Consider the following 14,174-nt stretch of genomic DNA (forward strand, 5'->3'; position numbering starts at 1 on the left):
TCTTTTAAAGCGCTATCCGATAGATAACAGACGGCATTCATAATTTAAGCTGTAATCCACAGGTCATATATATCGAACCAACATCATTTTTAAAATGATATTCATATTTTGGTCGCGCTAAATTCTAAAAATGATCTTATTATACATTTTATTTGTTATCGTCACCATATTCCTTATCATCATCAACCTACCGGTTTTTGGACGTTTGCCAGGGGGATCCAGGTTGGAAAAAATCCGCAGTCTGAAGAATTATCAAAATGGTGCACTACAAAACCTGTCGATAACGCCTATGCAGCCAGAAGGTGTAAGTTTTTTAAAGATTTTACATGCTTTCTTTTTCGAAAAACACCCCAATAAAGTACCAGGTAAGGCGCTACCATCTATTTTACCAAACGTTAATGGTAGTGCTAATGGCAATTCTCCTGAAATTATCTGGTTTGGGCATTCGTCTTACCTGATTAAAATAAATGGTTTAAGGGTTCTGGTTGATCCCATATTCAGTAAAACGCCTTCTCCATTTTCATTCATCGGGAGTAAGGCTTTTTTAGGTACTGACCTGGTAAAGGCTGAAGAATTTAAGAATATTGATGTTCTCATCATCACACACGATCATTACGATCATCTCGATTACGAGAGTATCTTAAAAATTTCGCCACAAGTTAAAAGCATCGTAACCTCTCTTGGAGTTGGTTCACATCTGGAGCGGTGGAAAATCAGGAAAGAAAAGATAAATGAGCTGAACTGGAATGAGTCCATAACATTGTTCAACAGTCTCCATTTAACAGCTGTTCCGGCCAGACACTTTACAGGAAGAAAGTTTAAAAGAAATCAAACGCTTTGGTCGGCCTTTGTATTGAAAGCGGAAAATTTCCAACTTTTTTTAGGTGGCGATTCTGGTTATGACACACATTTTGCCAGGATAGGCGAGGAGCATGGGCCTTTCGATTTAGCCTTGATCGAATGTGGACAATACCATGCTTACTGGCCATACATCCATATGTTTCCGGAAGAAACGGTGCAGGCCGCAATCGATTTAAAAGCAAAATTTTTAATGCCCGTACACTGGGGAAAATTTAGCCTGGCAATGCACCCCTGGAATGAGCCAATTCAAAGGGTAGTCTCCGCTGCAGCTGCCAGGCAACTCCACCTGGTTACCCCAAAATTGGGCGAAACCATTATTTTAAATGAATATATGCCAAATGAAAATTGGTGGCTAAAAGAATAAAAATTAAACAATAACCGTACTGTAGTGTTTAATGCTAAAATTAAATACCATATGAAAACTGATCTTGTAGAAATTTTTCAGACTATCAGAGCCGGATTACAGCCCTATGCCAGTCAAGGATATACGGTACATGAAAATTCCGAAAACGGATATGATCTGTTTAGTGAAAAAAATATTGAACGGAATGGAGAAAAAATAACCGAGCGCTTTTTTGCAGGTGTTTATATTAATGGAGATGCTGTTGAAGTCAAGGTAAATACAGCAGAATTTTCTGCGGAAAACCATCATTTAAATGATTTTGGTCATCATCAGGCGGGCTTAAAAATTTCCGCCCTTGATGATACGAAATTGAAGGAAGTAGAAACCCTGGTAGAGATTATCCACACAAACTTTAAAGAAAAAGAATGGATTTAACCAGCTGATGGTTAAATTTGCCATAAATATTTTTCTGAACAAGATCCTGCTGATTGAATAATTTAACTTTTGACGATAACTGGCACCACCAACTAAGTTTGGCAATTGCTGATCACAAAATCGGGTGCTTTTTTTTTACAGAAGGTAGATTTCAGTTACTGCGGATTGATCATCACGTTATCCTGCACCTGGTCTGCCTGAAAAACAACTTTATTCCACAAGATCTTATTGATCTGCAGGAGCGTTATTATCGACAAGGTATTAGACTTATTCACCTTTGGGAAGATCTCTGGTTATCAAAACCAGATCAGGTTTTATCAAGAATAAAATCTTTGCTGGGTAGAAATACCCGCATTCACGGTAGGAAAACTAAAATCGCAAAAATTACTAAACCAGTTGCTGATTCTTTTTTAGCCGAAAATCATCTGCAGGGTGCGGTAACCAGCCGTTACAAAATTGGCTTATTTGAAAGAGATCAACTTGTAGCCCTTGCTACTTTTTCGGCATTGCGTAAGATGAACTATACCGAAAATTATAAATCTGCAGAATTAATCAGATTTGCCGTTAAAGCAGGTTACTCCATTACAGGTGGATTAAGTAAACTCATTTCATTCTTTGCCGCAACCTATCAACCTACCGACCTCATGACTTATGCTGACCGCGACTGGTCAGCAGGAGAGGCCTATATCAAATTAGGTTTCAGGCAAACGGCAATTTTGGAACCCCGGATTTACAACCTGGATGAGAATCTAAATCGTCGACTCAAAAAAGATGAACAAACTTTTGTGCAGAACGTGTTTAACACCGGAAGTTTAAAATATATTCTTCAATTTTAATGGATCAGCATAATCTCATCATTATTTTGGGAGCAACTGCTTCAGGTAAAACCAAGCTGGCCGTCAGTGTAGCTGATGCTTTAAATGGAGAAATCATTAGTGCCGATAGCCGTCAGGTATTTAAACGAATGGATATTGGCACGGGTAAAGATCTGCAGGAATATCATATTAACGGTAAGACAATTCCATATCATTTAATCGATATTTTATCACCTGGCGAACGCTATCATGTAGATGCTTTTAAAAACGATTTCTATCAGGCATTTGCATCCATCGCGCAAAAAAATAGCATGCCTATCCTTTGCGGTGGAACAGGAATGTATATCCATAGCCTTTTGCAAAACCAAACTTATACTGCTGTTCCCGTCAATCAACCACTTAGAGATTTATTGGATTTATTATCAAAAGAAGAATTGATCTCAAAATTGCAGCAGGATGAATTTCAAAAAAAAAATCATGTTGATCTATCCTCTAAAAAAAGATTGATCCGCGCATTGGAAATAGCCGATTATTTGAAGCATCATAAGCTGGAAACTGTTGACCGGCCGGCCCTCAAACCGGTTATCTTCGGATTAAAGAACGAAATTGAAACCACCAGAGCTAAAATTCTAAACAGACTGAACGAAAGGTTCAAGGCCGGCTTAATAGAAGAAGTAGAACAATTATTAAAAGATGGGATTAGCAAGGAAATTTTAATCTTCTACGGACTGGAATATAAATTTATAGTGAATTATCTTGATGGACTATTAAGCCTGGAGGAATTAAAATTAAAACTCGGTACCGCCATTTGTCAGTATGCAAAAAGACAAAATACCTTTTTTAGAAAAATGGAAAAAGACAATATTGAGATTATTTGGCTCGACGCAGCTGCACCAGCCAACCTGTTAAAACAGCTGATTCTTGAAAAAGTTTAAGATATTAAAAAATTAACACAATCAGATCATTTTATACGGTTTTACGCCCTAAATCATTACTAAAATGCCCCTTTGGCACAACCTTTGTGTTTATCTATTCATATTATTTTAACTCAAAAACATTATCTTAAACATGAAAACAATTACAAAAATTATTGCTACCTCAGCAGCTGTTGTGGCTCTATTTTTTTCTACTAATGCAAATGCACAAAGTTCAGCAAGAAACTTAGGTATCGGTTTAAATGTTGGCGCAGGAACGACAACCGGATATGGTTTAGTATTAGGAGGTGATATTAGATATCAATTTAATGTAGATAAACAATTATCAATTCCTGTAACCGCCGGTTACAATAACTTCTCTATCAAAGATTCATACGGAGGTGGAAGCTTTGGTGTAATTCCGGTAAAAGCTGGCGCTAAATATTTCTTTAACGATTCGGGTTCCGGTGCTTATGGCTTAGCAGAACTAGGTGCTGGTTTTGGTACAAAATCTGGCAGCGGTACTTCATTTGTTTATTCACCAGCAATTGGATACTCTTGGGCTAACGGTTTAGATCTAGCTGCAAAATACGAAGGTTACTCCAATAATGGTAGCATAGGTTTCGCAGGTATTCGCCTGGCTTACGGATTTAGTTTGTAAGATCATCAACCGCATAAAAAAAGCCCCGGCAAATGCCGGGGCTTTTTTTATTTACGATTATTTCTGAAAAAAATGAAAATATTAAATCCGGATGAAATCATATTACGTATATCTACCAAAACCTTAGTATTAACTTAATTTTATCTAATATGAAAACGATTACTAAAATTTTCGCAACAGCAGCAACTGCTGTAGCCGTGTTTGCAGCCACTACATTGAAAGCGCAAACGATGACAGAAACTGATCCAAATCCAGCTCCAAAAGGAATGGCTTTTAAAGTAGGGGTTGGCGTTAATGGTGGCTTGTTTCGTGATCAATCCCCAATGGATTATGCTTATGGTGCTGATTTGAAATTGCAATGGGATTTATCGCCATATGTTGCCGTAACCGCGTCAGGTGGCTATACCAAATTAATGGCAAAAAATAATGCTATTGATGTAGATTTTATTCCAGCTAAAGGTGGTGTTAAAGTATTCCCGATTAAAAGGATGTATTTGGCAACTGAAGCGGGAGCAGGCTTTGCCATTAAAGATGGTGGTAAAACGAACTTTATTTATTCTGGTGGTCTGGGATATGAGTTTGGTGGTTTCGATGCGGGCGTGAGATATGAAGGTTACGTAAATGATAGTTCATCAGCAACCTATTTTAGGAAAACAGGTCAGTATGCATTAAGGCTAGCATACAATTTCAATTTATAATTCAAACATCATTTAATTTTAGAGTCCCGATGAAAATTGGGACTTTTTTATTTATTTACCATTTTAATTGCTATTTTGAGCGGAAAACCAAATACCATGAAAAGAATATTCGGAATAGCCATACTGACTACTTTATTGGCCTGTAACCAGGCGGATAAAAAATCTCCCGAAACTAAAGATACTGCCCACACGAATACCGTATCGGCGAAAAATGAGATTTCTATAAAAGACGAAAGGAAACTGGCCATATTTACAAATTATGTAGATTTAAAAAATGCACTGGTAAAATCTGATGCGGCAAATGCACAAAAAACTGCTGCCGTATTAAAAAGCAGTTTAGCTGCCTACGAGGGCTGCGAGCCAACAGCAGAAATTGCTCAAAAAATTGCGTCGAGCAATAACCTGGTTGTGCAACGAAAAGACTTTACGGCTTTAAGTGCCGATATCATTGCTTTATTAAAAAGTACTGAAATAGAAAAGGGTACGATCTATGTTCAGCATTGCCCAATGGCAAATAAAGGAGATGGAGGCGACTGGCTATCAATCGAAAAGGAAATTAAAAACCCTTATTATGGGAACGAGATGTTGGAATGCGGTAGGGTTACCGAAGAAATTAAAGCGAAATAAAGGCGCTGATATGGCTTAAATTAAGCATGATTGTTACGTCATTTTGACCAATTATTCATTTTAATTTAACAGATTTGTTATGCATGTATATTAATTTTATATAATTTAGAAAGCTATAAACACAATACAATAATATGTCAGATATTGCAGAGATAAAAGTTGATGGTAAGACAGTAGAATTGCCAGTAATTACAGGAACAGAAGATGAAAAGGCCATTGATATCTCTAAATTAAGAGATTTAACGGGCTTCGTAACTTTAGATACTGGTTTTAAAAATACTGGTTCTACGAAAAGTAAAATCACTTTTTTAGATGGTGAAAAAGGCATTTTAAAATATAGGGGATATGCCATTGAAGAACTTGCCGCAAAATCTAGTTTTTTGGAAGTGATTTATCTGGTTATCTATGGTGATCTTCCAACGCTGTCCCAATTAGAAGAACTTCAGGCCGAGATCAGTAAACATACCCTCATCCATGAGGATATGAAGAAATTTTTTGATGGTTATCCGTCGAGATCGCATCCGATGGGGCAGCTGGGTTCATTGATTTTCTCTTTGTCTACCTTCTATCCAGAATGCTTAAAGCCAAATCAAACTGCAGAGGAGCAGAATTTAACCATTATCAAACTCTTGGCTAAATTCCCAACTATTGTTTCTTTCGTTTATAAAAAATCATTAGGTCACCCGCTTATTTATCCAAAAAATAAATATGATTACGTAACTAATTTCCTTTGGATGACGTTTGGGCAACGTACTGAAGATTATGATGTGAACCCGATTGTGGTTAACGCCATGAATAAATTGCTAATTCTGCATGCAGACCACGAGCAAAACTGTTCCGCTTCTACCGTTCGTATTGTAGGCTCATCTGATTGCAACTTATACGCTTCGGTTGCGGCTGGTATTGCGGCTTTGTGGGGACCATTGCATGGCGGTGCCAACCAGGCGGTAATTGATATGCTTGAGTTGATTAAAGCTGACGGTGGAGATACAGAGAAATGGATTGCAAAAGCGAAAGATAAAAACGATCCGTTCCGCATGATGGGCTTTGGACACAGGGTTTACAAGAACTTCGATCCAAGAGCTAAAATTATTAAAAAAGCCTGCGATGATATTTTAGAAAACCTGGGCATTGATGATCCGATTTTAGAAATCGCTAAAAAATTAGAAGAAGCAGCATTAACCGACCAATATTTTATAGACCGTAAGTTGTATCCGAACGTAGATTTCTATTCAGGTATTATTTACCGTGCGTTAGGCTTCCCATCGGAAATGTTTACCGTACTGTTTGCTTTAGGCCGTTTACCGGGATGGATTGCTCAATGGAAAGAAATGCACGAAAATAAAGAACCTATTGGTCGCCCGCGTCAGATTTATGTTGGCGAAACCGACAGGGAATTTGTTGAACTTAAAGACAGAAAATAATTCAAAATATATAAAGAAACCACCCGAATCCGGGTGGTTTTTTTTATGAATTCAATTTTTTATTAAATTCTGTCATTATAGCGAAGCTTCTCGTGTACCGTCATCTCGAGCGAAGTGCACCGAAGTCGAGAACCCGAAGGCTCAGCGAAGCTAAATCTGTCTTGATAACACTTTTGATTAGATCTCGCCGTTTCGCTGCGCTTCAGTCGAGATGACGTAACATTTTAAGTAGCTACATAATAAATTAAATTGATCATCACCATTTCAGTAAGCTTAAATGCGACCGAATATAAAATCAGGATCCAGAATATTTTAAAAATGGTACTCCATGTTTTGCGCTGATAAAAAATGGTAAGCGCTTTAAACATATACCAGAATAAAAATATAGTAACCCCCACCGATATGATTTTGCTCACGAAAGAATCTTCCCCAAAAACATGTTTCATGATGGGCTGAGTGATAATAGAAACGATAAAATAAACCATCATACCGTGGATGGTAAAAATCAGGTGATCGAGATAATAGATATGATTTTTCCTGAAGTTGAGCATAATAAACCAGGCCAGCAGTGGCATCAATAAAAAATACTGCTTAGGGCGATTGTGCTCAAGCGTTTCCTGAATCACCTCTGCCTTTTCTCCAATGGTAATGGCTCTCTTTTTGATCAATCTATCATACCAGCTATCCTGTTCTGCAACAGGCAATTTTTTCTGACGTGCGAGGTAAGCGGCATAGGTACTATCATTCCTTTCAATATGGATTTCATTATATTCATCAATGATATCGGAAAGGGAATCAGATTTTAATTTAACGTTTTCTTGTCTGAGCCTATTCAACTCTTTGGCCTGATCAGCAAAGCCAAGTTTTACGAACGCTTTCTTTTTTACCGCTTCATTAATTGACGTTGTAGCTTTATTGGCAATTTCTTTGGATAAACCTGTAAGTTTTAATGCTTTATTTACGCTATCGGAAACATTGGCTCCTTTCTGTTCCTCAATATCGATGTGACCATGATCGGGATCTTTCTCTACATGTTTCGGTGAGTATACGACTAAAAAATATACGATGGAAACAAAAATATACATACTCACCGGATTAATATATCGGGCTCTTTTTCCTGCCAGATAATCGAGTGTAATTTTACCCGGTTGGGTTAGGAGAGGGGTCAGCGTTTGAAAAAACTTATTGTCGAAATGAAAATAATGGGCTATGCTATGGCTGATAAATGCCCAGAAACTTTCTTTTAACTCTAAATTTGGCTGACCGCAATCGCTGCAATAATGTTTCTCAACATGAGCACCGCAGTTTAAACAATTGTGTTCTTTTCTATATTTACCGGCTGACATAAGAGGTTAATCGCAAATTATAAATGGTTAATGACTTCGAGTTCTGCCCGGGTATGTTTGTGTTTAAAAGTAACGACAAAGACAATGGCGATAATAAGCACGTAAATAGTAAAGGTTAACCAGATGTTATGCCAGTCTTTTACATCCAGGGCCCTGCTCAGTTCTCCGTTTGGCAATACATCAATGCCTTTATTTTTAAGGAATTTAAGGAGATGTACATTATCTTCTTCACTTTTAACATATCTGGATAGCGAACCAATTGTGTGATAATAGGTAGTAAAGAAACGACTAATCATCCAGCCTGAAACCAGACTACCAAATACGGCACCAAAGCCATTAGTCATCATCATAAACAAACCCTGTGCAGAAGAGCGGATTTTTGGCGCAGTAGAGGTTTCTACAAACAGTGATCCCGAAATATTAAAGAAATCGAATGCCATACCATAAACAATGCATGAGATGATGATCATCCAAAGGTTGGTTGATGGATCACCATAGGCAAATAAGCCAAAACGCAGCACCCACGCGAACATGGCGATGGCAATAACCCATTTAATCCCAAATCTTTTCAAAAAGAAGGGAATAGCCAGGATAAAAAGTGTTTCTGAAACCTGGGAAATCGATAAAATGATAGTAGAATATTTAATGACAAATGATTCGGCAAAAACCGGGAATAATTTAAATTCATCCAGAAAAACATCACCATAAGCATTGGTTAACTGCAAGGCGGCACCTAGAAACATCGAAAAGATAAAAAACAAGGCCATTTTGTAGTCGGCAAAAAGCTTGAAAGATTCAAGCCCGAGTTTTTGAGCAAATGTTTTCTTATCGGAAATTAGGTTTAAAGGCCTACAGGCCGGTAGTGTAAATGAATATACACCTAGCAATAAAGCACTTATACCTGCAATATAAAATTGGTTGGCGCTGGCCTTATTACCGGTTAAATTGGTAATCCACATGGCAGCAATAAAACCGATCGTACCCCAAACCCTAATGGGCGGAAAGTCTTTTATCACATCGAAATTACCATTTTTTAAGGTGGTGTAACTGATCGAATTACTCAAGGCTATGGTTGGCATATAAAAACACATGGCTACCAGTATTACCCAGAAAAAAGTATGCGGATCATTTACCTGTGGCAGATAAAACATCGTTGCGGCATAAAGAAGATGCAAAATGGCATAAAGTTTTTCTGCATTGATCCACTTATCGGCTAAAATACCAGTTATAGTAGGCATAAACAATGATGCAATGCCCATAGTAGAGAAAATGATTCCAAAATCTGCACCATCCCATTGTTTGGTTCCAAACCAATAATTTGCTATTGTAATTAACCAGGCAGCCCATACAAAAAATTGCATGAAACTCATTATCGTTAAGCGAAACTTAACATTCATAATAGTAGTTTAGTTTGAATGATTGAAAGTAAAAGCTGAATATAGAATTATTTTGAATCATAATCCAAAATGAACCTAAATTATTTTAAACAATCTGGTTCATTTTAGAATTTAGCTTTTTATAAGTGGAATATGAACAAAAACTGGAACAGATTGAAGATGAAAATCATTTTTAATATGCCGATACTAAGATTTACTGCGCTTATTCAATTCATCTCTTAATCTGGCGGCTTTTTCATAAGCTTCTTCAGCAATGGCCTCCTGTAGTTTTTGTTGAAGTTCTTCTAACGTTAAGTCGCCGAAACCCTGTTGTTGGATTGGCTTGGATACCTGATCTTTGTCATGCTCTTTTGCAATAGAGTCCATATTCTCAAGGAAAAGAAAGTCGTTACCTTCTATCACAATTCCTGCAGAAGCCAAAATAAATTCATAGGTGTAAATCATGGCATTAAACCGAACGGCCAAAGCAATAGCATCAGATGTTCTGGCATCAACTTCATGGGTGTTTTTACCGTCAGTACAGATCAATTTTGCATAAAAAACACCATCTACTAAATTGTATATAATAATTTCCTTGATATCGATATGAAAAGTATCAGCCATTGATTTGAACAAATCATGGGTTAATGGCCTGCTAGGAGTCATTTTCTCGATTTCTATCGCTATAGCCTGCGCTTCAAAGGCACCAATAATAATCGGTAGGCGCCGTCGTCCGTTTACTTCTCCTAAAACCAGGGCATAAGCACCAGATTGAGTCTGGCTGTAAGATAAACCTACAATATCTAATTTAACTTTTTTCATATTTGCTGCTGTCATGTTGAGCTTGTCGAAACATTTCAACTTAATCCTTCGACAGGCTCAGAATGACAAAAATGAATTATCCTTTATGTGCTTTTAATGCTTCAATTAATTTTGGTACAACCTCAAAAGCATCGCCAACAATACCATAATCAGCCACTTTGAAGAAAGGTGCTTCCGGATCTTTGTTGATTACCACAATCACTTTTGAAGAACTAACTCCCGCCAGATGCTGGATAGCGCCAGAAATACCGATAGCGATATAAAGGTTAGGACTAATTGCAATACCAGTTTGACCAACGTGTTCTGAGTGCGGCCTCCAGTCTGCATCTGACACTGGTTTAGAACAGGCTGTTGCGGCACCTAATAAACCAGCCAATTCTTCAATCATTCCCCAGTTTTCAGGTCCTTTTAATCCTCTGCCGGCCGAAACAACCAGTTCTGCATCAGGTAAAGACACTTTATCAGTTGCCCTCACAATCTCTTTTATTACCGTTCCTAAATCGGATTGTTTAACATCTGCAGTAAAGGTTTCAATTGCGGCATCGGCAGCATTTTCTTTCACACCAAATGCATTAGGATTCAAAGCTATTACTTTATTAGCTGATGTTAACTCGGTAATCGCAAATGCTTTACCGGAAAAAGCCGTTTTCTTAACCGAAAACTTTCCATCAGTACTTGGTAATTCTACTGCGCCATCAGCCAGACCTGCTTTTAGTTTTACTGCAATACGCGGTGCTAAACCTTTACCAGAGAAAGAGTTAGACAGCACAATAACATCAGCACCTTCTTTTTCGGCTGCTGATGCAATAACACTCGCGTAAGCCTGATTTACAAAGGTTTTTAATTGATCGGCACTTACGTTTAATACTTTTGATGCGCCATATTTACCCAATTCTTTTATTTCACTGTCGGCTACATCGCCAATGGAAATTGCGGTTAAATTGGTTGATTGTTGATCGGCAATGGCTTTGGCATAAGAAACGGCTTCAAAAACAGATTTCTTAAATTTCCCCTCAGCGTGTTCTACATATACTAATACTGACATATATTTATCTCTAAATCCTCCTCAAAGGACTATTATTTATAATGAAATGACTTTATTTATTATCTCTTTGCCTGGTAACTGAAAACTACCGACTGCGAACTATATTACCTTGGCTTCACTATGCAAAAGGTTTATTAATGACTCTGTTTGATCAGCAGGGATTAACTTTACCGTTCCACGCGGAGCTGGGGTTTCATATCTGATTACTTTAGTTACCTGTTCAGAATCAACCGCATCCACCACATTCAATGGTTTGGTCCTGGCGCTCATAATGCCACGCATATTTGGAATTTTAGGTTCTGCAACCCCCTCTGCACAGCTGGCAATAAATTTGCCCGAAACGGTTAAAATTTCTTTACCCCCTTCAATTTCTCTTTCTATAGTCGCGTGATCGCCTGCTACATCTAATTTTTTGATTATAGATACTGATGGAATATCTAAAAATTCGCCAACCATAGCGGCAACCTGATTTCCATTATAATCGATTGATTCGCGACCTGTTAAAATGAGATCAAAATCTTTGTCTTTTGCATATGCCGCGATCTGTTTAGCCACAAAATAAGCATCTCTGGGCGCTGCATTTACCCGAACGGCATCATCAGCACCAATGGCAAGCGCTTTTCTAATAGTTGGATCATTAGCTGCTTCGCCAACATTGATCACCGTTACCGTTCCTTTTCCACCTTCGGTTAACTCAATTGCACGTGATAACGCGATTTCATCATAAGGGTTAACAATACATTGAACTCCTGCCGTATTGAATTCGGTATTATCATTAGTAAAAGTTATTTTTGTCGTCGTGTCTGGCACGTTACTGATACAAACTAATATTTTCATATATTAATAGTGGTTTTACTGTTATGAACGATCTCGAACTAAAATTGTTTAGCAATTGACCAGTCCATATACGATATGATTATTATATAAGGTCTTTCTGCAAATTTAATTAAAAAAGCAAGGAAATAAAATGTCATCTACCCGTTTAAGTAAGTTATTGGAATTTTTAGAAAGCGATCCTAACGATCCGTTTATACTATATGCCTTAGCCACAGAGTATAACGCTCAAAACGATAAAGAGAAAGCCTATTCTTTTTACCTTCAGTTAACCGATAACCATCCTGATTATGTAGGTACCTACTATCATTTAGGCAAGTTATTGGAAAGAGATGATCAAAAAGAGAAAGCAATCGAAATCTACCAAAAAGGTATGCAAATAGCTCGAAACAAAAGAGATATGCATGCTTTCTCAGAATTACAGGGCGCGTATAAAACCGCTGCCGGATTAGATTATGAAGATGACTAGGTCAGTTTTCAGTTTAACAGTTATCAGTTATCAGTTTAAAAATTAATGCAAAACAAACCTATCTCTGCCAAAAAGCAGTGGCTGTTTATCCGGAATGTTATCTTTTTTACCTTCACTTCTTTTGGTGGGGCGCAGGCACACCTGTCTTTATTGCTTAAATATTTTGTTCAGAGTGCCAGATTTATCTCAGAAGAGGAACTTTTAGAGTTAAATGCTTTGGCACAGGTACTCCCCGGTCCGGCATCTACACAAACTTTGGTGGGGATAGCCTGGAAGGTTGGAAGGCTTAAACTGGCCATTGTTACTTTTCTGATCTGGATACTGCCCACTGCGACGATCATGACTTTTGCGGCAATCAGTTACGCTTTACTGGATCAGAAACAAAAGTTTAGCGATATTTTAGAATATATTCAGCCCATTGCATTGGGTATTGTAGCTTATGGTGCGTGGAAACTTGGCAGAAAAGTATTATCCTCACAGGTTTCCATATTTTTGGCCATTGCCTCCGTTATTGCCACATTGGTTTTAAGAAATGCCTATGTATTTCCATTATCGATATTAATCGGAGGCATGATCTCTTCGGCTATTGAAACACCCAGAGAAGAAACAGAATTAAGGGTTAAACTTTTTTCAAATATCAACCCGCGAAAACTGATCTATTTTCTTGGCGCTTTACTTTTATTTGCCTTGGTAGGTGCCATTATAAACCGAACTTCTCCCTTTAGTTTACCGATCCGTTTACTGGAGAACTTTTACCGTAACGGCATCCTGGTTTTTGGAGGAGGGCAGGTGCTTGTACCTTTAATGTTTACCGAGTTTGTCGAGATGAAGCATTACCTGCCTTCATCCGGATTTTTATCTGGGTTTGCGCTGCAACAAGCCTTACCCGGGCCAACGTTTTCTTTTACCAGCTATCTTGGCGCATTAAGTATGAAGAATTTTGGATATGGTTTATGGGGTCAGGTTTTAGGAGGATTGATCGGCGTGATCGGGATTAATTTGCCTGGTCTTATCCTGGTATTGTTTATTGTACCCTTTTGGGACGATCTGAAAAAAATCTCCAGGATCCGGCATAGCCTTTCAGGGATCAATGCCGTTAGTGTAGGGTTTATTATTGCTGCTTTCGTACTGTTGTTAATACCCATGGGCTTTAACTGGCTGTTTTTAGGCATTATGCTTACGACGTTCCTATTGCTTAATTTCACTAAGGTAAGCCCGCCTATTATAGTATTGGCTGGAATCCTGGTTGGGTATTTACTTTAGGTACCAGTTGATAGATGACTAATTGGCCTTTTAAAAAAGGATTTAGAATTTGGAAAGCAAGTACAGTATACTATGGGTTAATGTGCTCCCGCTGTCACTGCTGCTCCGATGAAGAATCCTACCGTGTGGACACAAATATTTTTAGTTTTGTAGATGTTATTATCAAATGGGTATAGAGATTGTTTTCCAGACAAGCGTTTAAATAGCCGTTGTGGCGAGGTTATAAATAATTTATTTACCA

At 37.9% G+C, this 14,174-nt stretch carries 15 protein-coding genes; 10 read left to right on the forward strand and 5 right to left on the reverse strand.

Annotation, left to right across the window (positions count from 1 at the left end; all coding sequences use genetic code 11):
* The first annotated feature begins 130 nt into the window (after positions 1-130).
* The 8 genes from QZ738_RS10310 to QZ738_RS10345 all read left to right on the forward strand — a co-directional run bounded on the left by QZ738_RS10310 (position 131) and on the right by QZ738_RS10345 (position 6,778).
* Positions 131-1,225 carry an MBL fold metallo-hydrolase gene (locus QZ738_RS10310; RefSeq protein WP_293787194.1) on the forward strand — a complete coding sequence of 365 codons (1,095 nt, stop codon included), beginning with the start codon at positions 131-133 and terminating at the stop codon, positions 1,223-1,225.
* A 51-nt stretch (positions 1,226-1,276) separates the two neighbouring features.
* Positions 1,277-1,639 carry a hypothetical protein gene (locus tag QZ738_RS10315; RefSeq protein WP_293787196.1) on the forward strand — a complete coding sequence of 121 codons (363 nt, stop codon included), beginning with the start codon at positions 1,277-1,279 and terminating at the stop codon, positions 1,637-1,639.
* Between the two features lie 53 nt (positions 1,640-1,692).
* On the forward strand, positions 1,693-2,475 hold the full coding sequence (locus QZ738_RS10320; RefSeq protein ID WP_293787198.1) for a hypothetical protein: 783 nt from the start codon (positions 1,693-1,695) through the stop codon (positions 2,473-2,475).
* A complete protein-coding gene (gene miaA / locus QZ738_RS10325; RefSeq protein WP_293787200.1) occupies positions 2,475-3,389 on the forward strand; it encodes a tRNA (adenosine(37)-N6)-dimethylallyltransferase MiaA in 915 nt (304 codons plus the stop codon). The genes QZ738_RS10320 and miaA overlap by 1 nt, the downstream gene beginning before the upstream one ends.
* A gap of 133 nt (positions 3,390-3,522) precedes the next feature.
* Positions 3,523-4,029 (forward strand): hypothetical protein, encoded by a 507-nt coding sequence (locus tag QZ738_RS10330; protein WP_293787202.1) that lies wholly within the window; start codon positions 3,523-3,525, stop codon positions 4,027-4,029.
* 149 nt (positions 4,030-4,178) lie between these two features.
* Positions 4,179-4,727: a hypothetical protein gene (locus QZ738_RS10335; RefSeq protein WP_293787204.1), complete on the forward strand. Its 549-nt coding sequence runs from the start codon at positions 4,179-4,181 to the stop codon at positions 4,725-4,727.
* Positions 4,728-4,823: 96 nt separating this feature from the next.
* Entirely contained in the window at positions 4,824-5,354 is a 531-nt protein-coding gene (locus QZ738_RS10340) for a DUF3347 domain-containing protein (protein ID WP_293787206.1), read from the forward strand.
* Positions 5,355-5,488: 134 nt separating this feature from the next.
* Positions 5,489-6,778 carry a citrate synthase gene (locus tag QZ738_RS10345; RefSeq protein ID WP_293787208.1) on the forward strand — a complete coding sequence of 430 codons (1,290 nt, stop codon included), beginning with the start codon at positions 5,489-5,491 and terminating at the stop codon, positions 6,776-6,778.
* Between the two features lie 224 nt (positions 6,779-7,002).
* On the opposite strand, the gene QZ738_RS10350 is transcribed toward QZ738_RS10345, so the two are convergent.
* The 5 genes from QZ738_RS10350 to QZ738_RS10370 form a co-directional block, all read right to left on the reverse strand.
* Positions 7,003-8,124, reverse strand: a complete 1,122-nt coding sequence (locus QZ738_RS10350) for a DUF3667 domain-containing protein (protein WP_293787210.1) — start codon at positions 8,122-8,124, stop codon at positions 7,003-7,005.
* Between the two features lie 17 nt (positions 8,125-8,141).
* Positions 8,142-9,521, reverse strand: a complete 1,380-nt coding sequence (locus QZ738_RS10355) for a nucleoside permease (RefSeq protein WP_293787212.1) — start codon at positions 9,519-9,521, stop codon at positions 8,142-8,144.
* Between the two features lie 186 nt (positions 9,522-9,707).
* Entirely contained in the window at positions 9,708-10,322 is a 615-nt protein-coding gene (locus QZ738_RS10360) for a bifunctional nuclease family protein (RefSeq protein ID WP_293787214.1), read from the reverse strand.
* Between the two features lie 76 nt (positions 10,323-10,398).
* Positions 10,399-11,367: an electron transfer flavoprotein subunit alpha/FixB family protein gene (locus tag QZ738_RS10365; RefSeq protein ID WP_293787216.1), complete on the reverse strand. Its 969-nt coding sequence runs from the start codon at positions 11,365-11,367 to the stop codon at positions 10,399-10,401.
* 99 nt (positions 11,368-11,466) lie between these two features.
* Positions 11,467-12,204, reverse strand: a complete 738-nt coding sequence (locus QZ738_RS10370; protein ID WP_293787218.1) for an electron transfer flavoprotein subunit beta/FixA family protein — start codon at positions 12,202-12,204, stop codon at positions 11,467-11,469.
* Between the two features lie 130 nt (positions 12,205-12,334).
* Here QZ738_RS10370 and QZ738_RS10375 point away from each other — a divergent pair, with 130 nt between their 5' ends.
* Both QZ738_RS10375 and chrA read left to right on the forward strand, forming a co-directional pair.
* Positions 12,335-12,670, forward strand: coding sequence for a tetratricopeptide repeat protein (locus QZ738_RS10375; protein WP_293787220.1), 336 nt, complete (start codon positions 12,335-12,337; stop codon positions 12,668-12,670).
* A 45-nt stretch (positions 12,671-12,715) separates the two neighbouring features.
* Positions 12,716-13,933, forward strand: coding sequence for a chromate efflux transporter (gene chrA / locus QZ738_RS10380; protein ID WP_293787222.1), 1,218 nt, complete (start codon positions 12,716-12,718; stop codon positions 13,931-13,933).
* The last annotated feature ends 241 nt before the right edge of the window (positions 13,934-14,174 follow it).

The organism is uncultured Pedobacter sp., from assembly GCF_913776295.1.
In the GTDB taxonomy this organism is placed as follows: Bacteria; Bacteroidota; Bacteroidia; order Sphingobacteriales; family Sphingobacteriaceae; genus Pedobacter.

Excerpts from the sequence above, each read along its gene's own strand:
- QZ738_RS10310 (WP_293787194.1), top strand. The coding sequence starts at position 131 with ATGATCTTATTATACATTTTATTTGTTATCGTCACCATATTCCTTATC.
- QZ738_RS10315 (WP_293787196.1), top strand. The coding sequence starts at position 1,277 with ATGAAAACTGATCTTGTAGAAATTTTTCAGACTATCAGAGCCGGATTA.
- miaA (WP_293787200.1), top strand. The coding sequence starts at position 2,475 with ATGGATCAGCATAATCTCATCATTATTTTGGGAGCAACTGCTTCAGGT.
- QZ738_RS10330 (WP_293787202.1), top strand. The coding sequence starts at position 3,523 with ATGAAAACAATTACAAAAATTATTGCTACCTCAGCAGCTGTTGTGGCT.
- QZ738_RS10335 (WP_293787204.1), top strand. The coding sequence starts at position 4,179 with ATGAAAACGATTACTAAAATTTTCGCAACAGCAGCAACTGCTGTAGCC.
- QZ738_RS10340 (WP_293787206.1), top strand. The coding sequence starts at position 4,824 with ATGAAAAGAATATTCGGAATAGCCATACTGACTACTTTATTGGCCTGT.
- QZ738_RS10345 (WP_293787208.1), top strand. The coding sequence starts at position 5,489 with ATGTCAGATATTGCAGAGATAAAAGTTGATGGTAAGACAGTAGAATTG.
- QZ738_RS10350 (WP_293787210.1), bottom strand. The coding sequence starts at position 8,124 with ATGTCAGCCGGTAAATATAGAAAAGAACACAATTGTTTAAACTGCGGT.
- QZ738_RS10355 (WP_293787212.1), bottom strand. The coding sequence starts at position 9,521 with ATGAATGTTAAGTTTCGCTTAACGATAATGAGTTTCATGCAATTTTTT.
- QZ738_RS10360 (WP_293787214.1), bottom strand. The coding sequence starts at position 10,322 with ATGAAAAAAGTTAAATTAGATATTGTAGGTTTATCTTACAGCCAGACT.
- QZ738_RS10365 (WP_293787216.1), bottom strand. The coding sequence starts at position 11,367 with ATGTCAGTATTAGTATATGTAGAACACGCTGAGGGGAAATTTAAGAAA.
- QZ738_RS10370 (WP_293787218.1), bottom strand. The coding sequence starts at position 12,204 with ATGAAAATATTAGTTTGTATCAGTAACGTGCCAGACACGACGACAAAA.
- QZ738_RS10375 (WP_293787220.1), top strand. The coding sequence starts at position 12,335 with ATGTCATCTACCCGTTTAAGTAAGTTATTGGAATTTTTAGAAAGCGAT.
- chrA (WP_293787222.1), top strand. The coding sequence starts at position 12,716 with ATGCAAAACAAACCTATCTCTGCCAAAAAGCAGTGGCTGTTTATCCGG.